24 protein-coding genes, 1 tRNA gene and 1 other annotated feature are annotated in these 26698 nt (G+C 35.5%); of the genes, 24 read left to right on the plus strand and 1 reads right to left on the minus strand.

All coding sequences use genetic code 11. The features are described from left to right. Positions 1-192: 192 nt before the first annotated feature. The 4 genes from GXX20_01785 (at position 193) to GXX20_01800 (ending at position 4068) form a co-directional block, all read left to right on the plus strand. Positions 193-268 (plus strand) — tRNA-Lys (locus GXX20_01785). Between the two features lie 222 nt (positions 269-490). Continuing rightward, positions 491-1150: a response regulator transcription factor gene (locus tag GXX20_01790; protein ID HHW30395.1), complete on the plus strand. Its 660-nt coding sequence runs from the start codon at positions 491-493 to the stop codon at positions 1148-1150. Between the two features lie 68 nt (positions 1151-1218). Then, positions 1219-1965, plus strand: coding sequence for a DUF554 domain-containing protein (locus GXX20_01795; protein HHW30396.1), 747 nt, complete (start codon positions 1219-1221; stop codon positions 1963-1965). 139 nt (positions 1966-2104) lie between these two features. After that, positions 2105-2333 (plus strand) — a binding site (T-box leader). 70 nt (positions 2334-2403) lie between these two features. Continuing rightward, positions 2404-4068: an AMP-binding protein gene (locus GXX20_01800; GenBank protein ID HHW30397.1), complete on the plus strand. Its 1665-nt coding sequence runs from the start codon at positions 2404-2406 to the stop codon at positions 4066-4068. Positions 4069-4125: 57 nt separating this feature from the next. On the opposite strand, the gene GXX20_01805 is transcribed toward GXX20_01800, so the two are convergent. After that, complete coding sequence (locus tag GXX20_01805) at positions 4126-5157, minus strand: aldose 1-epimerase (protein ID HHW30398.1); 1032 nt, start codon at positions 5155-5157, stop codon at positions 4126-4128. Between the two features lie 237 nt (positions 5158-5394). On the opposite strand from GXX20_01805, the gene GXX20_01810 reads away from it, so the two are divergent. The 20 genes from GXX20_01810 to GXX20_01905 all read left to right on the plus strand — a co-directional run bounded on the left by GXX20_01810 (position 5395) and on the right by GXX20_01905 (position 26655). Then, a complete protein-coding gene (locus GXX20_01810; GenBank protein ID HHW30399.1) occupies positions 5395-6708 on the plus strand; it encodes a homocysteine methyltransferase in 1314 nt (437 codons plus the stop codon). 203 nt (positions 6709-6911) lie between these two features. Further along, a complete protein-coding gene (locus GXX20_01815) occupies positions 6912-7406 on the plus strand; it encodes a DUF177 domain-containing protein (GenBank protein HHW30400.1) in 495 nt (164 codons plus the stop codon). Between the two features lie 99 nt (positions 7407-7505). Next, a complete protein-coding gene (gene rpmF / locus GXX20_01820; GenBank protein HHW30401.1) occupies positions 7506-7691 on the plus strand; it encodes a 50S ribosomal protein L32 in 186 nt (61 codons plus the stop codon). 57 nt (positions 7692-7748) lie between these two features. Next, on the plus strand, positions 7749-9095 hold the full coding sequence (locus GXX20_01825) for a DUF512 domain-containing protein (GenBank protein HHW30402.1): 1347 nt from the start codon (positions 7749-7751) through the stop codon (positions 9093-9095). Then, positions 9088-10410 carry a ribosome biogenesis GTPase Der gene (locus tag GXX20_01830; protein ID HHW30403.1) on the plus strand — a complete coding sequence of 441 codons (1323 nt, stop codon included), beginning with the start codon at positions 9088-9090 and terminating at the stop codon, positions 10408-10410. Before GXX20_01825 ends, GXX20_01830 begins: the two co-directional genes overlap by 8 nt. A 14-nt stretch (positions 10411-10424) precedes the next feature. Continuing rightward, a complete protein-coding gene (gene plsY / locus GXX20_01835) occupies positions 10425-11027 on the plus strand; it encodes a glycerol-3-phosphate 1-O-acyltransferase PlsY (GenBank protein HHW30404.1) in 603 nt (200 codons plus the stop codon). A 53-nt stretch (positions 11028-11080) separates the two neighbouring features. Further along, positions 11081-12103, plus strand: a complete 1023-nt coding sequence (locus GXX20_01840; protein ID HHW30405.1) for an NAD(P)H-dependent glycerol-3-phosphate dehydrogenase — start codon at positions 11081-11083, stop codon at positions 12101-12103. Between the two features lie 90 nt (positions 12104-12193). After that, positions 12194-13246: a nicotinate-nucleotide--dimethylbenzimidazole phosphoribosyltransferase gene (gene cobT, locus GXX20_01845; GenBank protein HHW30406.1), complete on the plus strand. Its 1053-nt coding sequence runs from the start codon at positions 12194-12196 to the stop codon at positions 13244-13246. A 19-nt stretch (positions 13247-13265) separates the two neighbouring features. Further along, complete coding sequence (locus GXX20_01850) at positions 13266-15104, plus strand: DUF4445 domain-containing protein (protein HHW30407.1); 1839 nt, start codon at positions 13266-13268, stop codon at positions 15102-15104. Between the two features lie 73 nt (positions 15105-15177). Beyond that, complete coding sequence (locus tag GXX20_01855; GenBank protein HHW30408.1) at positions 15178-15909, plus strand: hypothetical protein; 732 nt, start codon at positions 15178-15180, stop codon at positions 15907-15909. Positions 15910-16112: 203 nt separating this feature from the next. After that, on the plus strand, positions 16113-16727 hold the full coding sequence (locus GXX20_01860) for a 5-formyltetrahydrofolate cyclo-ligase (protein ID HHW30409.1): 615 nt from the start codon (positions 16113-16115) through the stop codon (positions 16725-16727). A gap of 20 nt (positions 16728-16747) precedes the next feature. Beyond that, complete coding sequence (locus tag GXX20_01865; protein ID HHW30410.1) at positions 16748-17686, plus strand: CPBP family intramembrane metalloprotease; 939 nt, start codon at positions 16748-16750, stop codon at positions 17684-17686. Positions 17687-17848: 162 nt separating this feature from the next. Further along, complete coding sequence (locus GXX20_01870) at positions 17849-17989, plus strand: hypothetical protein (GenBank protein ID HHW30411.1); 141 nt, start codon at positions 17849-17851, stop codon at positions 17987-17989. A 12-nt stretch (positions 17990-18001) separates the two neighbouring features. Next, positions 18002-19567: a recombinase family protein gene (locus GXX20_01875; protein ID HHW30412.1), complete on the plus strand. Its 1566-nt coding sequence runs from the start codon at positions 18002-18004 to the stop codon at positions 19565-19567. 78 nt (positions 19568-19645) lie between these two features. Next, a complete protein-coding gene (locus GXX20_01880) occupies positions 19646-20563 on the plus strand; it encodes a YegS/Rv2252/BmrU family lipid kinase (protein HHW30413.1) in 918 nt (305 codons plus the stop codon). Positions 20564-20689: 126 nt separating this feature from the next. Then, a complete protein-coding gene (gene spoIVA / locus GXX20_01885; protein ID HHW30414.1) occupies positions 20690-22168 on the plus strand; it encodes a stage IV sporulation protein A in 1479 nt (492 codons plus the stop codon). Between the two features lie 439 nt (positions 22169-22607). After that, positions 22608-23447: a formate/nitrite transporter family protein gene (locus GXX20_01890; GenBank protein ID HHW30415.1), complete on the plus strand. Its 840-nt coding sequence runs from the start codon at positions 22608-22610 to the stop codon at positions 23445-23447. A gap of 28 nt (positions 23448-23475) precedes the next feature. Further along, positions 23476-25155, plus strand: a complete 1680-nt coding sequence (locus tag GXX20_01895; protein ID HHW30416.1) for a formate--tetrahydrofolate ligase — start codon at positions 23476-23478, stop codon at positions 25153-25155. Between the two features lie 20 nt (positions 25156-25175). Next, positions 25176-25808, plus strand: coding sequence for a cyclodeaminase/cyclohydrolase family protein (locus GXX20_01900; GenBank protein ID HHW30417.1), 633 nt, complete (start codon positions 25176-25178; stop codon positions 25806-25808). Position 25809: 1 nt separating this feature from the next. Then, on the plus strand, positions 25810-26655 hold the full coding sequence (locus GXX20_01905) for a bifunctional 5,10-methylene-tetrahydrofolate dehydrogenase/5,10-methylene-tetrahydrofolate cyclohydrolase (GenBank protein HHW30418.1): 846 nt from the start codon (positions 25810-25812) through the stop codon (positions 26653-26655). Positions 26656-26698 lie beyond the last annotated feature (43 nt).

The raw sequence follows: 26698 nt of genomic DNA on the forward strand, positions 1-26698 counted from the left end.
AGTGTTTTCTCAATGACAGTATACCTTTTAAGCTGCTCTTGTGACATTAGATAATACACCTTGCCCTTCATAGTGACATTTTATCAAAATAATTAACAAGGTGACATTATCATAAAATAAACACACAAAATTTAAAAAAGAGTTGACAACTTAATGCTTTGATTTTATAATATTTAAGTGTTCACGGTTTATGCGCCATTAGCTCAGTTGGTAGAGCACCTGACTCTTAATCAGGGTGTCCCGGGTTCGAGTCCCTGATGGCGCACCAGAGATAGGACTTTGCCATATAGCAAAGCCTTTTTTTTATTTTTGTTTTTCCTCTTATCTTATTAAAATTATTATCATTAATGGTTAAAACTGTTATATCACAAAAATATAATTTTTGCTGAATATTAAAAATGTAAAAATATAACAGAGGAATTGGATGATATTTGTAGAATTCTATCCAGAAATGAGTAATACTAGTTAATAAAATAAAAGGGAGATACAAATGAAGAAAATAAGTATTTTGATTGCTGATGATCATAGTATTATTAGACAGGGTATCAAACAGATTATAGAGCATGAAGAAGATATCATAGTGGTTGCACAGGCATCCAACGGCGGTGAGGCAATAAAACTTGCCAGAGAATACAAACCAGATGTTGTCCTTATGGATATTAATATGCCGGGTATTGATGGTTTACAGGCAATCAAAGAACTAAAGTCAGGTGTAAATAGTATTAAAATAATAGTTCTCACTATTCACGAGGACAGAGAGTATTTATTCAAGACACTCAAAATGGGTGTGGACGGATATGTTCTCAAGGATGCTGAACCTAATGTTTTGATTGAAGCTATTAGAAATGTATACAAAGGACAAACTTACATACAGTCAAATATGACAAAAGAACTGGTGAAGGAATTCACAAGGGTTACTACCCGCGAAAAAAGAAAAGACAGTGTAAATAATCTCACGCAAAGGGAATTGCAGGTTTTGGAACTTATTACCGAAGGTATGATAAATAAAGAAATTGCCCAGCGCCTATATATAAGTGAAAAAACTGTAAAGAACCATATTTCAAGTATTTTCAAAAAATTGAACGTGTCCGACAGGACTCAGGCAGCCGTATATGCCCTAAAGAATAATATAAGATGTTCTAAATACTAATCGATAATTACTAATCGATGTTTGTTTTCAATTTCGTAAACAATGATAACATCTTGGGAGGCTTTTAAATGATCGGAACAGGAACAATAGTAAACGTTGCGGTAGTAATAGCAGGTGGTTTTATTGGATCATTCATTAAGAGAGGTCTGCCTGAAAGATATAAAAATATAGTTGTTCAGGCCATAGGACTTTCTGTATTTATAATAGGTATTTCAGGAACCTTACAAGGAATGTATAAAGTTATAGATGGTGGAAATCTTGACAGGCAATATCTCATGACAATGATTTTCAGCCTTATAATCGGAGGATTGGCAGGAGAACTTATTAATATAGAAGATAAACTTGATAAAATAGGTATCTGGTTTCAGAATAAATTTTCCCGTGAAGGAGGAAATTTTGCTCAGGGTTTTGTAACAGCAAGCCTTATTTTTTGTGTGGGTGCCATGGCTGTAGTAGGTTCCCTTGAAGACGGTTTGACGGGCAATCCTTCTACTTTGTTTGCTAAATCCATTCTAGATGGTGTTATGGCCGTTATCCTGGCATCTACAATGGGTATAGGTGTTGCATTTTCAGCCATACCAGTTTTGGTGTATCAAGGAAGTATAACATTGCTTGCCGGCCTTATAAAACCATTGCTTACTGATACAGTAGTGAGCCAGATGTCTATGGTTGGCAGCATTCTCATACTAGGCATAGGAATAAATATACTTGAAATAAAAAAGATTAAGGTAGGAAACTTGCTTCCGGCATTATTTGTTCCGCTAGCTTATTACATGATAATTCTTTTGTGGAAAACAATATTAGGTCTGGTTTAAATAATATTAATTTACAGGTTAATTAATTATATATTGACTTTGAGTATAGTACATAGTAATATATATTTCAAATGTCAGTTGTTACTACCTTGGTATTTATCGTAACGTAATATTTGGAACATATATCATAAAATATTGCCAATAAACCATGAAGGGGAGTAGTAGTCAAGATAGTTCCTTAAGAGAGTTGCTGTTTGGTGGGAGGCAATGGATTACTTGATGAATCTCGCCCCGGAGTTTTCAAGCTGAAAGTATAGTAGGCTTGAACGGATTTCACCGTTAATGGAAAGTACTATATGTACATAAAGTGGGTACATTTTTGTACCAACTAGAGTGGTACCGCGGAAGGTATGCCTTTCGTCTCTGGAAAAAGGAGATGGAAGGCTTTTATTTTTCTATATTAATAAGTGTAATTTGAAATCGGAATGAGGTGTTAATATGGGTGAATTATTAAATATAACGGTGGGCGATTTACTTGACCAGATTGCAGAAAAATATCCAGATCATGATGCAGTTATTTATACTGACCGGCCATTTAGAAAAACTTATTCACAGTTCAGGGATTTATGCAACCAGGTGGCTAAGGGTATGATTGCCATGGGCATAAAGAAAGGAGACCATGTTGCCATTTGGGCTACAAATTATCCTGAATGGATTCTTGCACAATTTGCCACTGCAAAAATTGGAGCTGTACTTGTAACCGTAAATACAAATTATAAGGTTTTTGAAACTGAATACCTTCTTAGACAGTCTGACGCCAAAACATTAATACTTATTGAAGGTTTTAAGGATTCAAATTATGTAGATATTATTTACCAGATTTGCCCTGAATTAAAGGATTGTGAACCCGGAAAACTTAATTCGTCAACTTTGCCTTATTTGAAAAATGTAATCTATATAGGCGATAAAAAATATCCCGGAATGTACAATTGGAACAATCTTTATGAAATGGCTGATCAAGTAACTGATGAAGAATTATATGAAATTCAGAAAAACCTTGATGTAAATGATGTTATAAACATGCAGTACACATCGGGTACCACCGGTTTTCCTAAGGGAGTAATGCTTACCCATTATAATATAGTAAATAACGGTAAATCTATTGGTGACTGTATGAACCTAACCTATAAAGATAAATTATGTATTCCGGTGCCTTTTTTCCACTGCTTCGGGTGTGTTCTAGGAGTTATGGCATGTGTAACTCATGGGTCAACCATGGTTCCTATTGAGTATTATCAGCCATTAAAAGTATTAGAGGCACTACAGAGTGAGGAATGTACAGCAGTACACGGCGTACCTACAATGTTTATTGCCATGCTGGAACATCCCGAATTTAAAAAGTTCAAATTTACCAAATTACGCACAGGAATTATGGCAGGATCACCTTGCCCTGTAAAAGTAATGAAGCAAGTTGTAGAAGAAATGGGAGCCTCAGAGATTACTATTGCCTATGGGCAGACTGAAGCTTCTCCAGTATGTACCCAGACCAGGTATAATGACTCTTTTGAACATAAAGTTTCAACAGTTGGAAAAGCATTGCCTAATATGGAATGCAGGGTAGTTGACCCCAATACAAATAAAGAAGTACCTTATGGAACTCCAGGAGAGTTCGTAGTAAGGGGTTATAATGTCATGAAGGGATATTATAAAATGCCTGAAGCAACCGCACAGGTTATTGATTCAGAAGGATGGCTTCACACAGGGGATCTTGCTACTATGGATAAAGACGGATATTTCAAGATAACAGGCCGTATAAAAGACATGATAATAAGAGGCGGAGAGAATATTTATCCAAAAGAAATAGAGGAATTTCTGTATACTCATCCTAAAGTAAAGGATGTGCAGGTTGTTGGTGTACCTGACAAGCAGTATGGCGAAGAGATAATGGCTTGTATTATATTAAAGGATGGCGCCGAATGTACGGAAGATGAGATAAAGGAATTTGTCAGATCTCATATGGCAAGGCATAAAACACCTAAATATGTTAAGTTTCTTAGCACTTTCCCAATGACTGCCAGTGGCAAAATACAAAAATTTAAATTAAGAGAAATGGGAATAGAGGAATATGGTTTGCAGGACGCTGCCTCTATAGAAACAGCTTAAAATTGCAAAGGGATGCCTTTTAAAAGGGACACTCCATGAAAGGAGTGTCCCTTAACCTTAAACCTCCTCGGTTTTCATAACCATTATTTTGCAATAATCATTCCACTTTTTACCGGGCTCTATTATGTATAGACCTGTTACTTCGGGAGGCAGCTTAATATTAGGAGCATTTACAGCCCATGTTTGAGGCTCGGGGCATACAAAGCCCTGGTTTCCGTCAGCATTCCATATCATCCAGTGTTTAAATCCTTCACCCACTTCATATACCAGATCTATATTCTTTGAAGTGTCTCTCAGTATTGCACCATGAAATTCACTTGCTCCAATATGTAAAGGTTCAGCTGTAAAATGGCCGTCCATAGGAAATTCTCCTGGATTAATTCCTTCTTTTCTAATAGGTATGTACCTTTCATAAGGAGTCAATAGTCTGCCGGTAGGAAGCATTCGGTCGTTTAACTCCCATAGTTTTCCTGCAGAGACTATCAAGCGGTAATCTTCCTTAGTGCTATCCTTGCGGAAAGGAAAATTAAAAACAGTGTGGAATCCAAACCCCATTGGCATAGGTGAACTGCTGTTATTTTCGATTGTTATTTCCTGCCTGAGCCCTTCAGAGGATAACCTGTTAATGATGGTAATCTTAAATTCATGTGGGAAATATTGATAAAAATCGGTAGAATCATCTGCAACAAAGGTTACCTCCACTTCTGCAGCTCCATCCGGAAGTATTTCCATTCTGGTGGTTTCCCACTTTTGATAGAATAAGAAACCATGGCAATGGTTATTCCTGGATTCTTCGTTTATCGGAAAAACATATTTTCTTCCGGCTGCTTCAAAAATTCCATCTTCAATTCTATTAGGTGGAAAGAGTATAGGAATACCATAAACTACAGGAAAGCCTCTAAATGCATTGACTTCTTCAGGACTTCTTAAAATGTCGCAATCCAGATCAATATTTCTCAAACTTACTACATTTGCACCTACACCAGGCAGCATGACTGCCTCATATCCTCCAGAACAAAACTTTATTGATGGTTCTCCCTGCCAGGAGCCTTTTTCTACTTTTGTTCCACAACAGTATGTTTCTAACATCTCAGCACCTCCAAAAATTTTAATTACTATTGTTAATTAATGTTAACTAATTTATATCAAAGTACCAGAAGGTTTTCAAGAATTCTGAAAAAATAGGTTGAAAGTTTTCAAACATATGAGATTTTATCAGGAATCTCATTAAATTCATGGTATAATATATGAAACAGTTTAGTCCAAAGCATACTGTAAAAAGGTATGGACCCTTAATATTCGATGAGAAAGGGATTGATGCAAATCATGGATTTCATTGAAGAAATAAATAAAAGAGTACTTGTATATGATGGTTCAAAAGGTTATTTACTGCAAAAAATGGGGCTTAAGGGTGGAGAATGTCCTGAACTTTGGAATGTAGACCGAAAAGATGAAGTAAAAAAAATATATACGTCATACAGGGACGCTGGTGCAGATGTAATACAAACCAACACTTTCCAGGGAAACAGATATCAATTGGATAAATATGGCTTAGGTAATAGGACATACGAACTTAACTATGAGGGAACAAAGCTTGCTAAAGAAGTTATGGGGACGAGAGGTTTCGTCGCAGCTTCCATAGGACCTGTTGGAAGACTTTTTGAGCCTTCAGGGGATCTGACTTTTAATGAAGCATATAGTATTTATAAGGAGCAGGTTATGGCTGTAGCAGATGGAGGAGCAGACATAATTAACTTTGAAACATTTACAGATCTGGCAGATATGAGAGTTGCTCTCATTGCTGCAAAGGAAACCTGTGACCTTCCTGTTATATGTTCAATGGCATATGAAGAAAATGGCAGAACTATGATGGGATCAGATCCATATCTTGTAACCGAGGTACTAAAATCACTTGGAGCTGATATGGTAGGTGTTAACTGCTCTTTTGGCCCTGAACATATGATTGGCATAGTTACGGAAATGTCCAGGGCGGGTGGCATTTTTTTTAGCGTAAAGCCTAACGCTGGTTTGCCTGAAATTGTCAATGGCGAGGTTACATATAGAGCTAACCCTGATAATTTTGCAAATCTTTCTCAAAAGTTTATTACCTTTGGAGCAAGACTAATAGGCGGGTGTTGCGGTACTACACCTGAATTTATCAAGGCAATAAAAGAAAAAATTGGCGATACTGAAGTATATAAGGCGGTTTCTCAGGACAGGATAATAATAACGTCACTGACGAAGGTTATTGAGGTGGAAAAAACTGAAAATCTCAGGATTGGCCATTTAAACGTTAATAAGGATGCTGAACTGCTCTATGCTTTGAAAAAAGGGTCGATGGATGAAATTATTGATGCTGTTATGGACTTAATAGGTTCAGATTATGATGCTGTTTATTTGAATGTAGATTCAGCCGGAGGAGGAAAGGATCTATTGGGTAGAGTCCTGGATATTGCACAGGGCTATGTAAAAGATCCCTTTATACTTGAGACCACAAGTCCTGAAGCTTTAGAATACGCTCTGAGATTATACAGGGGTAAAGCCGGAGTTGTTATAAATGATTCAAACAAGAATTACCAAGAAGAGCTTATGGAAGTTGCAGGTTTGTACGGCAGTACTATTCTAAATATTACTGTATGAACTTTAAAGTAGAAATAATTTAAGTTTCATAAAATTTTGTAAAATAAACGTATGATTTTATGCAAGGATTTTGAGATTTTAGAATTATTGACAAAGTATGTATTAGTTAGTATAATTACATTTGTTGGCTTTGTGGTAAAAATAGCAATAATACCCCAACTTCTTTAGGCGGGAAAGGTGGAGAGATACAAGGAGTGGGGCTAATGAAACTGGACGTATCAACTATTACAAAATTAAGCGGCCGCTCAATGGATGTGGAGTTTAATGGAAAAATTGAAGCCTTAAACGATATAGTAAAAGATGGCAAATTTGACACAGTTTTTTTAAAAGGAAAGCTTGTCAATATAGATGGCGTATTAGAGTTAAATGGCCAGATTTCAACCAAGTATAGAACGGGATGCTACAGGTGCCTCAAGGAAGTAACAAAAGAACTGTCTATTAAAGTCAGTGAGAATTTTGTGAGGGAAGGATCCCAAACAGAAAGTGATGAATATACTTATAACGAGAACTATGTAGAATTGGAACAGATGTTAATTGATAATATAGTTCTGCACCTTCCAACGAGAGTGTTATGCTCCGAAAACTGCAAAGGTTTATGTCAAAAATGCGGCTGTGATTTAAACATTAAAAGTTGCCAGTGTAAAGAAGATAATATTGATCCCAGGATGGAAACATTAAAAAAATTTTTTGAAAGTTAATCCATATATAAATTGTTACTGCAATTAATTAAGTACAGGGGCAAGTATCTGTTAAATTGTGATAACTGACCTCTGATATATGATTAGGAGGTGTAATAGATGGCAAATCCGAAACGTAGATGGTCAAAAGCAAGGACCGGCAAGAGAAGGTCACAGTGGAAATTGATGATGCCGACATTGGCTACTTGTCCACAATGTCATGAACTTATGTTGCCTCATAGAGTATGTAAAGCCTGTGGCTACTATGGAGGAAAAGAAGTAGTAAAAAAGGTTGAAGCAAAATAAGAAAATCATTAAAAAAGCAGCAGATAAGACTGCTGCTTTTTGCTAGGAGGAACTTTTTTGAAAAAACAAAATGCGATTGTATCTCACGTTCTTCCAGGAAGTATTGCTGAAGAATCTGGAATTGAAGCCGGGGATATAGTAGTATCCGTTAATGGGGTAAAAATTGAGGATGTATTTGATTATAGATTTCTCATAACAAATGAAAACATTGTATTGGAAGTTTTAAAGAAACACGGTGAGATTTGGGAGATAGAGATCGAAAAAGATGAGTATGAAGATCTTGGCATTGAATTTAATAATTCATTGATGGATGAGTTAAAGCACTGCAGGAATAAATGTATATTTTGTTTTATAGACCAGCTTCCGAAAGGTATGCGTGATACCTTATACTTTAAAGATGATGATTTTAGAATGTCTTTTCTGATGGGCAATTATGTGACTTTAACAAATATTGGGGAGCATGAAATAAATAAGATTATAAAGTACAAGTTGTCTCCTATAAATATCTCTGTTCATACTACCAATCCTGAACTAAGAATATATATGCTTAACAATAGATTTGCAGGTAATATATTAGAAAAGATAAGAAAACTAATAGAAGGCGGTATAACTATAAACTGCCAGATAGTTTTATGCAGGGATATAAATGACGGGAAGGAACTTGACAGGACCATCCAGGATCTCACACAGTTATGCCCGGGCATTAATAGTATTTCTGTAGTCCCTGTAGGAATAACGAAATACAGGCAGAATTTATTTGAATTAAAACCCTTTGACCGGGATTCTTCAGAAAAGGTAATCGAGCAAATAAGTAAGTGGCAAAAAAAATTACTCAATAAATACAGCTCCAGGGCTGTTTACCTGGCAGATGAATTTTATATAATGGCTGGTAAAGATATTCCAGGATATGATGAATATGAGGATTTCCCTCAGATTGAAAATGGGGTAGGATTAATAGCCCTGATGGATTTCGAAGTAAAACAGTATTTTGAGAATATTTTGCAAAATAATAATGATAAAATGATATCAAGGCATGTAAGTATTGCAACGGGAGTTTCAGCTTACGAATATATAAAAAAATGGGCTGATCTGATAGCTGGTGCAATCAAAGGTCTGAAAGTGGATGTTTATAAGATAATAAACAGATTTTTTGGGGAAAATGTTACTGTTGCAGGGCTGATTACCGGCCAGGATTTATTTGATCAATTAAAGGACAAAGTTTTAGGAGAAGAGCTTCTTATAACAAAATCTATGCTAAAATCAGGAGAAGAAGTTTTTCTTGATGATTACACTTTGGATATGCTCAGAAGCAAACTGAATACAAAAATTATTTCAGTGGATAATAAGGGAGAAGATTTTGTAAACAAAATACTGGGAACAGAGGTGAGTTATAACAGTGAGTAAGCCTATTGTTGCAGTAGTTGGAAGGCCGAATGTTGGGAAATCAACATTTTTTAATTATATAATTGGAAAGAGAATATCAATAGTAGAGGATACTCCAGGTGTTACAAGAGATAGAATATATGCAGAAGCTGAATGGAGAAACCGAAAATTTATGTTAATTGATACAGGTGGTATAGAGCCTTATTCTGAAGATATAATTATGCAGCAGGTAAAGAGACAAGCAGAAATAGCTATTGAAACTGCTGATGTTATATTGTTCATGGTTGATGGAAAAGAAGGAATTACTGCAACTGATAAGGAAATTGCCACTATTCTGAGAAAAACTGCGAAACCGGTGGTTCTTGCTGTTAATAAAATAGATAATGTGGGGAACCCTCCTCATGAGGTATATGAATTTTATAATCTTGGCATGGGAGATTTTCAAATAATCTCATCTATTCATGGGCTTGGAATGGGAGATTTACTTGATGAGATTTATGAACATTTTCCCCCCGAAAACCTGGAAAATGCAGATGATGAATATATAAAAGTTGCAGTAATAGGCAAACCTAATTCAGGCAAATCATCACTTATTAACAGGCTGCTTGGAGAGGAACGGGTTATTGTCAGCGACATTCCTGGGACAACAAGGGACGCGATAGATACATATCTTGAAAAAGGTGAAGATAAATTCATCTTCATAGATACCGCAGGCATCAGAAGAAAAAGCAAAATAACAGAAAATATTGAACGGTACAGTACTTTACGTTCATGGACAGCTATTGAAAGAGCTGATGTTTGTCTGTTAATGATAGACGCCGTAGATGGTGTAACAGAACAAGATGCCAGAATCGCAGGATATGCCCATGAGCAGGGTAAAGCTACAATTATTATTATAAATAAATGGGACCTGATTGAAAAAGAAACAGGTACCCTGGAGAAATATAAGAAAAAAGTAACAGAAAAGCTCAGTTTTATGACCTATGCTCCGATTTTATTTATATCAGCAAAAACCGGCCAAAGGACAGGCAAAATATTTGACCTTATAAAATATGTTGTTGACCAGGCAACTTTAAGAATATCCACCGGAATGCTAAATGATGTGATAAGTGAAGCAATTGCGATGGTCCAGCCGCCTTCTGACAAAGGAAAAAATCTGAAGATATATTATGCCAATCAAGTAGGTGTCAAACCACCTTCATTTGTATTTTTTATCAATGATATTGAGTTAATGCATTTTTCATATGAAAGGTATCTGGAAAACCAGTTAAGGAAAAATTTTGGTTTTGAAGGTTCACCTATAAGGTTGATCATGCGTGAAAAAGATAAAAAATAAGGAGCGATTAATATATGAAAATGTTACTGTCCATATTTTGCGGCATTTTGGGGTACCTGCTTGGTAGTGTTAACACTTCCCTTGTTGTTGGGAAATTTTATGGCACTGACATAAGAAATCATGGAAGTGGAAATGCAGGTCTGACAAACTCCTTAAGAGTCCTCGGCAAAAAGGCTGCCTTTCTTGTACTTCTGGGAGATGTTTTGAAGGGCATTGTTTCCTGCATAATTGGTTCTGTTGCAGTTGGAGATATAGGATTGATGGCTGCAGGTGCAGGAGCCATTCTTGGCCATAATTGGCCTGTTTATTTTAATTTCAAAGGCGGTAAAGGAGTACTTGTCTCTGCATCTGTATTTTTTATGATGGACTGGAGAATTGCTCTTATTACTCTAGCAATATTTATTCTTATAGTCGCTTTGACAAGGTATGTATCTTTAGGGTCAATTATTGGTGCCATTGTGTTTCCGATAATTGCTATAATCTATAAAAAAGATATAACTTTCATTTTATTTTCTGCTGTAATTGGATTACTAGCCATTGTTAGGCATAAATCAAATATAGTAAGAATATTGAATGGAACCGAATCCAAATTAAGTTTCAAGAACAGCAAAAAGTAAGCATTGAACAAATTATACCTTTGAATTATGCCATATTACAAGGAGGGAATGAATTGGGAGTTAATATTTCAGTGATTGGTGCAGGCAGCATGGGTACTGCCATTTCTATTTTGTTATCTAAAAACGGCCACATGGTGAATATGTGGACACCATTTGCTGATGAGGCGGTAATGATAAACACATTAAGAGAGCATATACATAAACTTCCGGGAGTACTTATTCCTGAGGGAGTACGCTGTACCACAGATTTACAGGAAAGTTTGAAGGGAGCAGGCGTAATTGTCCTGGCTTTACCTTCTCAAACAGTACGGCAAAATGTAAGAGATATTGCAAAATTAGTCAAAGAAAACATAATTATAGTAAATTGTTCAAAAGGTCTTGAAATTTCCACAGGTTTCATGCTTTCGCAGGTCATCAGACAAGAAATACCCAATGCTAATATTGTTGCTCTTTCAGGTCCAAGCCATGCAGAAGAAATTGCCCGGGATATACCAACCGCCGTTGTTGCAGCATCAGAGGACAAGCAGGTGGCTGAATATGTGCAGGATATATTCATGTCTCCAAAGTTCAGGGTATATACCAGCCCTGACATCATTGGAGTTGAAATTGGGGGAGCCATAAAAAATGTAATTGCACTATGTGCCGGAATTTCCGATGGTCTGGGATATGGTGACAATACCAAAGCAGCTTTAATGACCAGAGGAATCGTAGAAATATCAAGACTTGGAAAGGCTATGGGGGCCAAATCTCAGACATTTACCGGTCTTACCGGGATTGGTGACCTCATAGTTACCTGTACCAGCATGCACAGCAGAAACAGGCGTGCAGGTATATTGATAGGTCAGGGGCGAACTCCTAAAGAAGCCCAGGAGGAAATAAAGATGGTTGTGGAAGGTATTAATACATGCAAACCTGCATGTACACTGGCACTAAGGCATAATGTTTCAATGCCAATTACATTCCAGGCCTATGAAATATTATTTAACGGAAAGAATCCCAAACAGGCTGTTGCAGAATTAATGACGAGAGATAGAACCCATGAAATAGAAGAGGTTGTATTAGAAAGTGACTGGTAAGTATTAATCTTAATATATAAACTTATTGTGTCAGCTTATTAAAGGCATATGGATGTTTAACAGGTTTAAAATAAAAGGAGTGGCAGTGTTATGGAAGAAATTCTCAATAAAATAAGAGGACTTAATACCCAGATCATGGAAGAAGTTCAGATAAGGCTTGACAAGCTAACCAAGCCATTAGGAAGCCTGGGAAGATTAGAGGATATAGTAAAACAAATAGCAGGTATAACAGAACAGGTTTCTCCTGATGTAGATAAAAAGGCTGTAATAATTATGTGTTCCGACAATGGCGTAGTAGATGAGGGAGTTACACAGGCACCTAAAAGCGTTACTTCCTCAGTTACAAGGAACTTTATGAAAGGTATAACCGGAATAAATGTTTTTACAAGACACACTGGTTCTGATATTTTTGTGGTTGATATAGGAGTAGATGACGATATTGAGTGTCCGGGAATTATAAACAGGAAAATAAGGAAAGGTACCTGGAATATAGCAGTAGGGCCTGCCATGACAAAAGAAGAAGCAATCAGGGCAATTAAAACAGGCATTGAGATAGTAGCAGAACTGAAGAATAAAGGATATAATTTACTTGGAACAGGAGAAATGGGAATTGGAAATACCACCACCAGCAGTGCAATAGCAGGAGTGCTTACAGGAGCTGAAGCTGAAGATGTTGTAGGCAGAGGAGCTGGCCTGTCAAGTGAAGGATTAAAAAGGAAAATTCAAGTAGTTAGACAGGCTATAAAAATTAATAACCCAGATAAAGAGGATGCCCTTGACGTACTTCATAAACTCGGAGGTTTTGATATTGCCGGGCTTGTTGGATGCTTTATAGGTGCGGCAGCCTATAGGATACCTATACTGATTGATGGATTTATCTCAGCTACAGCAGCATTATTGGCTGTAAAAATAAAACTTGAAATTAAAGAATTCCTTCTACCTTCACACATGTCATCCGAACCTGGTACAAAAAAGGTGATTGATATGCTGGGACTGGAACCTTATTTGCACCTCAAAATGCGCTTAGGAGAAGGGACAGGAGCTGCATTGGCTTTCCACATAATTGATGCTGCTATAGCTGCATATAAAGAAATGGGCACATTTGATGATGCTAAGATCGAACAATATGTACCTCTAAAATAATAACAAGGATGGTTATCATATGAAATACAATGTGAGGTTATTCGAAAACGGCATAGTTACAGAAGATAAAGTTGATTCAGGAACAAATTTATTAGAATATTTACAAAGTAAGTCAATAAATATTGAATCACCCTGCGGCGGAAAAGGAACCTGCGGGAAATGCAGGGTAAAGTTGGGAGGATCAGAACCTGAACCTACCAAACATGAAATCACAATTCTGGGGAAAAAATTAGTTAATGAAGGCTACAGGCTTGCATGCCATCATATAATTGAAAAAGACTTGGATATTTATTTACACAAGGTTAATGAAGAAGCTAATATAGTTACTGAAGGAAAAGAAAAAAGGATTAAAACTGACCCGATAATTACTAAAGTTTATGCCGAGTTAGAAAAACCAGATATTAATGATCAGAGATCTGATCTTGACAGAATTGCCTCATATTCTGATATGCTCAAGGAAGCCATCCCCCTGAAAGCAATAAAAACTTTGCCAAAAATATTAAGGAAAAGTGATTTCAAGGTTACATTACTTGTAGAGGATAATAAAATAATAGCTGTTGAACCAGGTAACACGACAGATATATTATACGGCATTGCCATTGACATTGGAACAACAACTATAGCAGCTTATTTGTATGATTTAAACAGTGGTGAAAGATTAGGTGTTTATTCACAGCTGAATCCTCAAAAAAAGTATGGGGCTGATGTTCTTACAAGAATTCAATATGCAAGCAGCTCTGAAGAAGCAAAGGATGAGATTTGCAGGATAATTGTTGAATGCATTAACGATATTATAGTAAAACTTACTGACGTACATAACATGTCTAAAAACAGTATTTATTTGGTTTCCATAGTAGGAAATACAACAATGATGCACCTTTTCATGAATATACCGGCTGAAAATATTGCAATTGCACCATTTATTCCGGCAACTACATCACTTCATAAAGTTAAAGCTTGTGAGGTAGGACTTGATATAAATGAAAACGGTATTTGTCTGATATTGCCTTCCGTTTCAGGGTATATAGGCGGTGATATTGTGGCAGGAGTATTGTCCACTGATATGCATTTAAAGAAAGAAATATCTCTTCTTATAGATATCGGGACAAATGGAGAAATGGTATTAGGAAACTGTGATTTTCTGTATTCCTGTTCAACTGCTGCAGGTCCTGCTTTTGAAGGGGCAAACATAAGAAACGGTTTAGGAGGAGTAAAGGGTGCCATAGATAAGGTACGTCTGGTCGATCAGATTGAATATACTACTATTGGAAACGAGAAACCAATAGGTATATGTGGCTCCGGAGTTATTGATGCAGTAGGAGAAATGTTGAAGAAGGGAATAATTGACGAGACAGGAAGAATAATTGATGATGATGAAGCAACAGGTTTATCAGATTATTTCCGCCAGAGAATAGTGGATTTAGACGGCATCAGAGGCTTTCTGATAGAAGGAAACTTTAGCAATATTTCTCAAAATGATATTGTTATTACTCAGAAAGATATAAGGGAAATTCAAAATGCCAAGGCGGCAATTGCGGCAGGAATTATTTCACTTATTAAACACAGCAATATACAGATGAAGGATATTGATAAAGTTTATCTTGCAGGTGGATTTGGAAATTACATTAATACCAGCAGTGCTATTACAATAGGATTGATTCCTGAAGAATTAAAAGGTAAAATAGAGTCTATAGGCAACTCGGCGGGAGCTGGTGCAATAGAGTGCTTATTATCAAAGGAGCGCCTACAAGAAGCTAATGATCTTAAAGAACGTATAGAATATATTGAATTATCTGCATCCCCGGAGTTTACAGACCAATATGTTGAAAATATGTTTTTTAAGAAAGATTTTGAATAATAACTTTTCTGATTAAAAGAATTGCTCATGTGTTGAAATTATTTTATTTATTACTTATGTTGAGGTGAGTTGCTTGGATATAATGGGCAATGAGTATAAAATATGCTATTATTGCGGTGAAAAGATTCAGGTTTATGCCAGACGGTGTGATTACTGCGGCAGCCTTTTAAAACCGGAATTAAACAGGTTACATAATCCAGCCTTTTCTAATGAATTAATAATTTCTGATGAATCATCAAGTCATTTTAAAGAATTTGATGAATCTAATGGAAGCAGCAGTTTAGATTCTGATAAAATATATGAATCTAATGAAAACAGCAATTTAGATTCAGAAAAGATTTATGAATCTAATGAAAACAGCAGTTTAGATTCAGATATGATTTATGAATCTAATGAAAGCAGCAATTCAGATTCTGATATAATTTATGAATCAAGTGAAGAAAGTAAAGAAAAGAAAATTAATGAGTTTAATGTTGACAAAGTTAATCAGCATAATTTAAATAATAACAAGGTTGAGAGGGCTGAAAATAATACAAATCTTGGTGTAAAATTTTATCCTGGTACATATGTTAAGAACAGGTTAAGCAACGGTCTGAAAGTATTTATCACAGTAATATCATCAGTAATCCCAGGATTAGGCCAATTAATAGGAGTGATAATTTCAATTACTTTTATTAATTCAGATGATCATGACATGAGATCCTTTGGAACAGCTTTGCTGGTATCTTCAATGGTTCTCTTTGTAATTTCATGTATTCTGTTTTTTATTATTACGCTGGCGCTATTACAATATATGGCAATGTGACTTAAAATATATGACTATTATATTAATATATACTTTAATATACATTAAAGTATATATTAATTAACATGAAAATATATTAAAGTGATATGAAATATAATTAAGTGGTATATGAATTTTAAGTATAATACAAATATATAGTTTAGTGCAAGAAAAATTATTAAATAATTTAAAATACAATGATTATGGAACAGGAGAAAAACAACTTGATACTTGATAATGATTCCAGAAACATTAATTATAAAAGTAAAAGTTTTTTAAGAAAAGAGTTAATAAGCCTTCGGGAAAAATTATCGCCACAAGAGGTTTCTGATAAGAGTGCCATAATAGCAGATAAATTATTTAAGCTGAGCTGTTATAACAATTCTAGAGTTATAATGGGATATATGAATTTCAGAAATGAAGTAATAACCGAGTCTATACTGGAAAAGAGCCTTAACAGGGGCAAAAGGGTAGTTATACCAAAAATAGAAATTTTAGATGACGGTACTAAAGGTATAATACCTTATGAAATAAAGGATATCCAAAAAGACATAGAATTAGGTACTTTTGGTATCAGGGAGCCCAATAAGGAAGTTGCAGTTGAAATTAACCATGAAGACATAGATCTAATAATAATACCAGGAGTAGGATTTGATGTTAGAGGTTACAGAATAGGTTTTGGTGCAGGATATTATGATAAATTTCTAAAAAAAATTAATCCTCACTGTCTTAAAGTTGCATTGGCTTTTGAAATACAGGTTTTAGAAAAAGTTCCTGAAGAAAAGCATGATATACCCATGGACATGATAATTACTGAAAAGCGGATAGTGATAGTATAATAGGCAGAAAGGGTGTAACAATGAGGAAAAGAATTACTGTAACAGGTGTAAATAAAGTTTTTTTCTTTTTTGCAGTTCTGTTTATGATTTTTCAGTTCATACTGGTTGCATTTACCATAACACAAGGAGAAAACTTCATTACTGAACAAACATACAAGATTATACTTGTTAATGAATATATAATAATATTGATCCCGGTATTAGTATATACTTTTTATAATAAACTTCCTATAAAAGAAACCTTCAGATTTAACAAGCTTGAGCTAGTTCATGCTTTATTAATCATTCTGGCTTCATTTCCTGCATATATGGCAGCATTAATGTTTAATAATATTGCAGTTTACTTTATTCAGTTTTTTGGTGATGTACGCCAGCAGCCAATGCCTGTTCCGCAAAATATCATGGAGCTGATGGTCGGTTTATTTATTATTGCCCTTACTCCAGCCATTTGCGAAGAACTGCTTCATAGGGGCCTCTTATTGAAAGCTTATGAAAAAAGAGGATCTTATAGGGCAGTGGTTATTGTATCAATATTATTCGGTATTTTTCACTTTGATATCACAAATTTTTTCGGGCCTGTATTTCTTGGACTTATTATAGGATATTATGTTATAAGAACAAACTCTATTTTTGCAGGTATACTGGCTCACTTTATGAATAATGCAATTGCTGAGGTTATATTTTATTTTACAGCTGATTTCAGAACTTCTGAAAGTGTTCAGATTAGTGCTGCCGAACTGGGATCTATAATAATACTTGGTTTAGTCAGCTTATTTATTCTTTGGTTAATAATGCTTTTATTTAACAAGGCTACGGAAGGAAAATTTGAAGTAAAACCTCCTATAAGCTCAGTGAAAAATGACATCAGATCCATAACTTCTCACTGGCCAATTACAGTAATATCGCTTCTTTATTTGCTTCTGGCATTGCTTTATATTGTATCTATAGCTTCAATATAATTAATATAATTTTATTTAACAAAATAGTTTAGCAAGCATCAGGAAGATTTCCTGATGCTTGTTTTAATTTAATTCAGTTTTTATATGGACAATATTTATTATTTCTATCTTCTACATATAGATAATATGCAGGTGGAGTTCTTCAAAAAGGAAAATGTGAAAGTGAAGAATAAAAAGAAATCCGTAAACTTATTTGTTATAAAAATATATAAAGGCAAAATCTCTGCTGCCGAGGTTTTGTTCAGAATATTAAAGCTTGCTGTTGAAAGGATGGAAGAAGAGAGTATAAAACAAGAAAAGTGAGGTATACAGGGTTTGCATAAAGAAGGCCACATTCGATACAAGAATATTGGTATATATGTCAGGGAAAGCAGAGATGATAATGAGAAAAACTACGAGACTATAGAAACTCAGAGAGACCTCCTTATTGATTTTATGAAAAAAAACAATATGGGTAAACTATATAAAATATATATTGATAACAATGTTTCAGGATCTGCTTTTGAAAGAAGTGCACTAAACCAATTAAAAGAGGATGTAACTAACGGTAAAATAGATTTGCTGCTTTTGAAAGATCTTTCCAGACTTGGCAGGAATAATGCAAGAACCCTTTTGTTCCTGGATTTTCTTGAAGAACATGGAGTAAGAGTTATTACTTTTGACGGAAGGTATGACAGTATAAAGGATAATGAAACAGTTGGCATAGAGACATGGTTTAACGAAAGGTATTTGCTGGATATTTCCAAGAAGATCAGGGCAAATCTTAGGTTTAAAATACAACGGGGGGAATACATAGGCAAGCCTCCTTTTGGATATAAAAAATCAGCTCATGAAAAAAACAGGCTCTGCATTGATGAAAATACAGCAGCTATTGTAAGAGAGATATTCAGTTTATATCTTGAAGGGTATGGCTATGCCTATATAGCAAATTATTTGAATAATAAAGGATATCTTTCTCCTGCAGGAAGGCAAGGGGGATGGAATGCTGTGGCAGTCCAAAGGATATTATCAAACAGGGTGTATATAGGAGACACTGTCCAGGGAGTAAGTGAAAAAATAAGTTATAAAAGCAAGAAAACGAGGAGATTGCCGGCAAGTAAATGGGTTATTACGAAAAATACCCATGAAGCTTTAGTTGACAAGGATATATTTGAAGAAGTCCAAAAAATTAGAAAGAAAAAAGGGGAAGCTGTTGCTGGACCTCATAAAGGTATAATTCATCTGTTCAGAGGACTTATTTTTTGCGGCAAGTGCGACAGCGTGATGTACGCCAGGGTAAGGAAAAACAGACCAATGGGATATATCTGCGGAAATTATTGCAGAAATGGCAAGGCTTATTGCACCAGTCATCACGTTGGAGAAGATATTATAAAAGAAATATTGATAAATGAACTTAAGGAATTATTGAATAACGAGGAAATATTTGACCAGGCAAAACTTCTTTTACAGGAAAGCATGGAGAAAGAAAGCAATATAGAGGATGAGATAAAATATTTGGAGAAGCAGTTACAGCAGAAAAAAAGGCAGCAGGAAATATTATATATGGACAGGTTAGAAGGAAAGGTTACACTGGAGTTTTTTACAAGGATAAACGAGGGACTGGAAAAAAACATTCAAAATATCTCTTATAAGCTTGAAAGATTAAGGAATGCAATATCTATTAAAATAAATGTTGACTCAAAGGTTAAACAGTGTATTGATAATATTATCAAAGAAGGTATTTCCAATAAAATGGCGCGGGAACTGATTGAAAAGGTTACGGTATACGATATGGAAACAGACGGACATGAAATTGTATCTGGATTAACAGGCAATGATTTAATTATACTACCCGAAGAGGGGAAAGTCATTGTAGTTGATTTCAAGTTTAATAAGGAATAATATAAATATATAATCAACATATATTTTAGAATTATTGACCTGTTAATGAATATTATTTTACTTAAGTTTGGAGGCGTCATGTTGGAAAAAGCATTTTTTATATATAATCCTTTGTCGGGTAACAGAGCGGTACCATTAAAACTTGACTACATTATTAACAGATTTTTTCAAAAGGATATCCTGCTGATACCTTACAGAATTAGCGACCATGACCATGGAAGGCTTATGGACATATTTGAAAAGGAGGATTTCTCAAGAGTAATAGTTTCCGGAGGGGATGGCACCATAAGTTCTGTGGTAAACTTATTGCTGAAAAATAATATTAATCTTCCTATTGGTATTATACCATCAGGGACATGTAATGACCTGGCAAGAAGCCTTGAAATACCACATAACCTTAAAAACTGTCTTGATGTGATTTTGGAAGGTCATGTTGAAGAGATTGATGCAGGACTTATTAATGAAGATACCTATTTTTTAAATACTTGTGCGGGAGGAATATTCGTTGAGGCTTCCTATTGTACAAGCAATGAGCTAAAAAAGAATTTAGGTGCCCTGGCTTACTATCTGAAAGCCCTTGATGAGGTAACCAATATAAAGCCTTTTAAACTTACGGTTCAAACAGAATCTGATATTATAGATGGTGAATTTTTACTTTTTCTTATATTAAACGGGAAACATGTCGCAGGATTTAATAATATTGTTAAGAAAGCTGATTTGTCAGACGGACTTATGGATATTTTATTGGTAAAGAATTGTCTGCCTCTAGATATTGCAGGATTGTTTTTTAAAGTATTAAGCAATGATTTCCTGAATGATAGGAATGTTATCTGGCTGAAAACCAAGAGCTGTACTATATCCGGAAGCAGCAATGTGGCCTTAAGCATAGATGGAGAAAAAGGATCAGGTCTTCCTATATCAATCAGGTTTATTAATAAAGCAGTTAAAGTTTTTACCGGCTCTACACCTCATACCCCCTCATCATTTAATAAGTAATCATAAAGATTACATTATCTAATTATTTTTGTAATATTAGTTAAATTTGTACATATATTTATAATAAAAAAGTACTAGTACAATTACTTTATTGTGTTGTGTTATAAAATTAAAGGGGGTAAGCCGGTGGAAATGTACAACATATACGAACAGATAGCAGAAAGAACACAAGGCGATATTTATATTGGTGTAGTTGGCCCTGTCAGAACAGGTAAATCAACATTTATAAAAAGATTTATGGACCTGCTTGTCATACCTAATATAGAAAATACATACATCAAAGAGAGAGCTAAAGATGAGCTTCCCCAAAGTGCCACAGGACGCACTATCATGACAACTGAGCCGAAATTTGTGCCCAATGAAGCGGTTGAAATTATTCTGGATGAAAATATACAGTTAAAGGTTAGACTTGTGGACTGTGTCGGCTACCTGGTAAAAGGAGCTATCGGATACATGGAAAATAATGCTTCCAGAATGGTATCAACGCCCTGGTTTGACAGCCAGATACCTTTTGAAGAGGCTGCCGAAATTGGCACAAAAAAAGTTATAAATGACCATTCTACCATAGGCCTTGTTGTTACCACAGATGGAAGCATCACTGATATTGAACGCTGGGAATACATAGAAGCTGAAAAGCGCGTTATAGATGAACTAAAGGCTATTAATAAGCCATTTATAATTGTATTAAACTCTGTAAATCCTTACGATAGTGAAACACTGAAGCTGAGAGAGGAATTGGAAGTTCAGTATTCAGTTCCTGTAGTAAGCGTAAATTGCGCCCAAATGAGAATTGAAGATATTAATTCTATTATTGAAAAAGTATTATTAGAATTCCCTGTATCTGAGATTGGAATAAATATACCAAAGTGGGTGGAAACTCTTGAAGAAGATCACCAATTAAGGTTGGATTTTATCAATGCAGTTAAAGATACCTTTAAGGATGTAAATAATATCCGTGAAGCTAAAAAATCGGCAGGCATGTTTGATCAATATGATTTTATTAAGAAAGCAAGCATTGATAAAATAGACCTGGGAACCGGAAAGATTTTAATTGAGCTGGGAGCTCCTGAAGGATTGTTCTACCAGGTATTAAGTGAAACTACAGGTCTTGACATTGATGGCGAGCATAAGCTTATAGGATTGATGAGAGAACTTGCCAGGGTAAAGAAAGAATATGAAAGAGTGGAATATGCTCTTCATGAGGTAAAAGTAAAGGGTTATGGTATAGTAGCTCCTAGAAAGGAAGAGTTAAAGCTTGACGAACCAGAAATCATAAAACAGGGTGGCAGATTTGGAGTTAAGCTTCGTGCTAGTGCTCCATCGATTCATATGATACGTGCGGATATTGAAACAGAAGTTGCCCCGCTGGTAGGAACTGAAAAACAATCTGAAGAATTGGTTTCTTATTTACTTAAGGAATTTGAAGGTGAGCCCGGTAAGATATGGGAATCAAATATTTTTGGAAAGTCCTTGCATGAACTGGTTACAGAAGGACTGTATAATAAACTTCATAGAATGCCTGAAGATGCTCAGCAGAAGTTGCAGGAGACTTTAACAAGAATAATAAACGAAGGCAGTGCAGGGTTGATTTGCATAATTTTATAAGGAAAAGGGACACTCCTTTTCTTTGAAGGAATACTTTCCTGCTCGAGGAAGGAGTGTCCCTTTTCATTTATCTAGGGACATTCCTTTACTCAAGAGAAATACTTCTTTACTTGAGGAAGGAGTGTCCATTTTCATTAATTAAGGGACACTCCTTAACATAAAAGGAATGCTTCCCTGCTCGAGGAAGGAATGTCCTTTTCCTTATAATAAATGCTATTTTTTTTGTATTTTTTTATGATAATTTCATAACTTAGATAAAAGAAAAAAGGTTTGTGTTATAATAAAAACGTCCATTTTTAGTTATAATTTGATTCTCAAAATAAACTAGATATGTATTTTACTGGCATTTGTTATGACATAAATGATCACAATTTTCCAAATATAATAAATAATAACTATTACAGGTTTACCATATTCGCAGGCTGAAGGTGGTGTATAAATGGAAAACAATTATCTTACTCCATTAGAAATAGCAGAAAAGTATGTTACAATAGGTGCTAAAAAAGCATATCAGCCCTTCATCAAACTATTTCCGCTGAGTATATTGGCAGGAGCATTTATTGCTTTAGCTTCACAAGGCTCTAATGTTGCAATTCATACAATTGGTTCAATAGGATTGGCAAAAGCATTGGCAGGTCTCCTTTTTTCAACAGGTCTTATAATGGTAATAATTACTGGAGCCGAACTATTTACAGGTAATACACTCATTATTGTGTCCTGCCTGGATAAAAAAGTAAGTTGGTCTCAAATGCTAAGGAAATGGCTAATTGTTTATATAGGTAACTTTATTGGTTCAATAATTGTTGTATATTTTATTTACAAATCAGGCCAACTTAATACAAGTGATAGCTTATTAGGAGGTTTTACAATAAAAACTGCTGTAAATAAAGTAAGTTATGAATTCGGACATGCCTTTTTTATGGGGATATTATGTAACTGGCTTGTTTGTATGGCAGTCTGGATGTCTGCGGCAGCAAAGGATATTACAGGTAAAATATGGGCAATATTCTTCCCTATATGGTTATTCATTACCTCTGGATTTGAACATAGCGTTGCAAACATGTATTATATACCAATAGGAATCTTTGCAAAATCTAACTCTAACTGGGTGCAGGCTGCAATATCAATGGGTATTGCTCAGGAAAAGCTTGATAGCCTGAACTGGGCTAATATGATTATAAAGAATTTGCTTCCGGTAACTCTAGGAAATATTATTGGAGGCGCTATTTTTGTAGGTGCTTTTTATTGGTTTAGTTTTTTATTTAAAAAAGATGAATAAAATAATTAATTTTTTAGGAGGAATACATATGAGTTACAAAAGTGATATTGAAATTGCCCAAGAAGCAAAACTGGAACCTATTGAAAACATTGCCCTGAAACTGGGAATAGGTAAGGAAAATCTTGAACTATACGGCAATTATAAGGCGAAGGTAAACTATAACATACTAAAAAACATGAAAGATAAAGAGGATGGGAAACTTATACTCGTCACGGCAATTAATCCTACACCTGCAGGAGAAGGAAAGACAACAACATCGGTAGGACTTGGGGATGCATTAAACAAGCTTGGGAAAAAAGTAATGGTAGCCTTAAGAGAACCCTCACTGGGACCTGTTTTTGGAATAAAAGGCGGTGCTGCAGGAGGCGGCTATGCACAGGTTGTGCCGATGGAGGATATAAATTTACACTTTACCGGAGACTTACATGCAATAGGTGCTGCAAATAATCTTCTGGCTGCAATGCTTGATAATCATATATACCACGGAAATGCTCTGGGAATTGATCCAAGAAGGATTACCTGGAAAAGATGCATAGATATGAATGACAGGCAGTTAAGGTATATTGTAAACGGTCTTAACGGAAGGACTAACGGAACACCGAGAGAGGATGGATTTGACATTACAGTTGCTTCTGAAGTTATGGCAATACTTTGTTTATCAAGGGATTTGGATCATTTAAAGGAAAAATTAAGGAATATTGTTGTAGGTTACACCTATGATGATAAACCTGTAACTGCGGGAGATTTAAAGGCTGAGGGAGCTATGGCTGCGTTATTAAAAGACGCTCTGAAACCAAATCTTGTTCAGACATTAGAAAATACTCCTGCTTTTGTGCATGGAGGGCCCTTTGCCAATATTGCTCATGGATGCAATAGTATTATGGCAACCAAAATGGCACTAAAGCTTGCTGACTATGTTGTTACAGAAGCAGGTTTCGGTGCAGATCTGGGCGCTGAGAAATTTTTCAATATAAAATGCAGAATAGCAGGTCTTAAGCCATCTGCAGTAGTTATAGTAGCTACTGTTAAAGCTCTTAAACATCATGGAGGTGCCACTAAGGAAGAATGGGGTAAGGAGAACCTCGAGGCTCTTGAAAGAGGATTGCCCAATCTTCTTAAGCATATTGATAATGTTACAAATAAATTCGGACTTCCTGCAGTTGTTGCAATTAACAGATTCCCAACCGATACAGAGGCTGAACTGAAACTTATTGAAGAAAAATGCAAGAGTTACGGAGCAAATGTTGCATTATCTGAAGTATGGGCCAAAGGCGGTGAAGGTGGAATTGAATTAGCAAAAGAAGTAATAAGGCTTATTGAAGAAGGAAAAGGAAACTTAGAGTTCACTTATAATGATAATGAATCCATAAAAGAAAAAATTAATAAAATAGTTAAAGTGGTTTATGGAGGAACCGGAGTTGAATATTCAACTTCAGCCAATAAAGAAATAAGCAGGCTTGAGAGCCTCGGTTTTGGCAACCTGCCAATCTGTATGGCTAAAACGCAGTATTCTCTGACTGATGATCCTAAGAAAACAGGGAGACCTGAAGACTTTAAAATTACAGTAAGAAATGTTAAGGTCTCTGCAGGAGCCGGATTTATAGTTGTGCTTACTGGTGATATTATGACAATGCCTGGTTTGCCAAAGGAACCCGCTGCTGAAAAAATTGACGTAGATTCTGACGGAAGAATAAGCGGCCTGTTTTAAGTTTACTGGGAGGGAATAAAATGGTAGAAAAAAGCTGTAAAGAATTTGTTGAAATGCTGGCATCCAGTGCTCCTGTACCAGGTGGAGGGGGAGCTTCAGCAATGGTAGGTTCCCTTGGTGTCGCACTTGCAAGTATGGTTGGTAACCTTACTTTAGGGAAAAAGAAATATGAACATTTTCAGGATGACATAAAAAGAATTCTTGAAAAAGCTAAAGAATTGCAAAAAGAACTGCTTCTTTTAGTAGAGAAGGATGCTGAAGTTTTCGAGCCTCTTTCAAAGGCTTACGGACTTCCCAAAAATACTGAAGAAGAGAGAAAAATAAAAGATGAAATACTGGAAAATGCTTTGAAATCAGCCTGCAGTGTTCCTATTGAAATAATGAAAAAATCACTGGAAGCAATTTATCTTCATGAAGAATTATTAACTAAAGGCTCAAGAATAGTATTGAGCGATGTTGGCGTTGGAGTACTTTTCTGTAAAGCATCTTTAGTTGGAGCAAGCCTGAATGTTTTCATTAATACTAAAATGATGAAAGACAGGGAATACGCTTCAAAGATTAATGAGGAAGCCATAAAGATGCTGGAGGAAGGAAAAGAAAAAGCTGATGCTGTTTACACTGCAGTTGAGGATTGTTTCCTGGAGGTGAAATAACATGGCTATATTAATGAAAGGTTCCGAAGTTGTTAATTCCATGAAGGAAAAAATGCTGGTTGAAGTAGAAGAATTAAAAGCAAAAGGTATAATACCAGGACTGGCAATTGTAAGAATAGGTTCTAATCCTGATGATATATCCTATGAGCGTGGAGCAATAAAAAGATGTGAAAGCCTGGGAATTATGTGCAGAGTATATGAATATCCTTCGGATATAAGCCAGGAGAAGTTCGTTTATGAACTGAAAAAAATCAATGAAGATGAATCAATCCATGGAATATTGTTGTTCAGGCCTTTGCCAAAGCATATTGACGAAAACTTAGTAAAGTATATTATTGATCCTAAAAAAGATATAGACTGTTTTAACCCAATTAACCTTGCTAAGGTTTTTGAAGGTGATGAGACAGGTTTTGCACCCTGTACACCAGAAGCAGTCATTGAAATAATGGACCATTACGGCATAGAAGCGAGAGGGAAAAGAGTAGTAATAATAGGCAGAAGTCTTGTTGTCGGTAAGCCTTTATCCATGCTCTTATTAAAAAGGAACGCCACTATAACTATTTGCCACACAAAAACCCGCAATATTGAGGAAATATGCAAGAACGCAGAGATTCTTATTGCAGCTGCAGGAAAAGCCAAAATGGTAACTAAGGATTTTATTTCAAAAGGACAGATAATCATTGACGTTGGTATCAATGTTGATGAGAACGGCAAGCTATGCGGAGATGTCAATTTTGAAGAAGCAGAAATGCTGGCAGATTATATAACTCCTGTGCCAGGAGGAGTTGGAACAGTTACGACTTCCGTCCTTGCCAAGCACATTATTCAGGCGGCTAAAAACTCCTGATTGTTATAAAGTATCTGTTTTTATTATAAAAGGAGAAGGCTGT

The sequence above is a fragment of the Clostridiaceae bacterium genome (assembly GCA_012840395.1).
GTDB lineage: Bacteria > Bacillota > Clostridia > Acetivibrionales > DULL01 > DULL01.

What these genes read in the sequence shown, in the direction of transcription:
- GXX20_01800 (HHW30397.1), top strand. Translation starts at nt 2,404, where the DNA reads ATGGGTGAATTATTAAATATAACGGTGGGCGATTTACTTGACCAGATT.
- GXX20_01880 (HHW30413.1), top strand. Translation starts at nt 19,646, where the DNA reads ATGTTGGAAAAAGCATTTTTTATATATAATCCTTTGTCGGGTAACAGA.
- GXX20_01905 (HHW30418.1), top strand. Translation starts at nt 25,810, where the DNA reads ATGGCTATATTAATGAAAGGTTCCGAAGTTGTTAATTCCATGAAGGAA.
- GXX20_01795 (HHW30396.1), top strand. Translation starts at nt 1,219, where the DNA reads ATGATCGGAACAGGAACAATAGTAAACGTTGCGGTAGTAATAGCAGGT.
- GXX20_01890 (HHW30415.1), top strand. Translation starts at nt 22,608, where the DNA reads ATGGAAAACAATTATCTTACTCCATTAGAAATAGCAGAAAAGTATGTT.
- GXX20_01805 (HHW30398.1), bottom strand. Translation starts at nt 5,157, where the DNA reads ATGTTAGAAACATACTGTTGTGGAACAAAAGTAGAAAAAGGCTCCTGG.
- GXX20_01810 (HHW30399.1), top strand. Translation starts at nt 5,395, where the DNA reads ATGGATTTCATTGAAGAAATAAATAAAAGAGTACTTGTATATGATGGT.
- GXX20_01865 (HHW30410.1), top strand. Translation starts at nt 16,748, where the DNA reads ATGAGGAAAAGAATTACTGTAACAGGTGTAAATAAAGTTTTTTTCTTT.
- GXX20_01900 (HHW30417.1), top strand. Translation starts at nt 25,176, where the DNA reads ATGGTAGAAAAAAGCTGTAAAGAATTTGTTGAAATGCTGGCATCCAGT.
- rpmF (HHW30401.1), top strand. Translation starts at nt 7,506, where the DNA reads ATGGCAAATCCGAAACGTAGATGGTCAAAAGCAAGGACCGGCAAGAGA.
- GXX20_01850 (HHW30407.1), top strand. Translation starts at nt 13,266, where the DNA reads ATGAAATACAATGTGAGGTTATTCGAAAACGGCATAGTTACAGAAGAT.
- cobT (HHW30406.1), top strand. Translation starts at nt 12,194, where the DNA reads ATGGAAGAAATTCTCAATAAAATAAGAGGACTTAATACCCAGATCATG.
- GXX20_01790 (HHW30395.1), top strand. Translation starts at nt 491, where the DNA reads ATGAAGAAAATAAGTATTTTGATTGCTGATGATCATAGTATTATTAGA.
- plsY (HHW30404.1), top strand. Translation starts at nt 10,425, where the DNA reads ATGAAAATGTTACTGTCCATATTTTGCGGCATTTTGGGGTACCTGCTT.
- GXX20_01895 (HHW30416.1), top strand. Translation starts at nt 23,476, where the DNA reads ATGAGTTACAAAAGTGATATTGAAATTGCCCAAGAAGCAAAACTGGAA.
- GXX20_01815 (HHW30400.1), top strand. Translation starts at nt 6,912, where the DNA reads ATGAAACTGGACGTATCAACTATTACAAAATTAAGCGGCCGCTCAATG.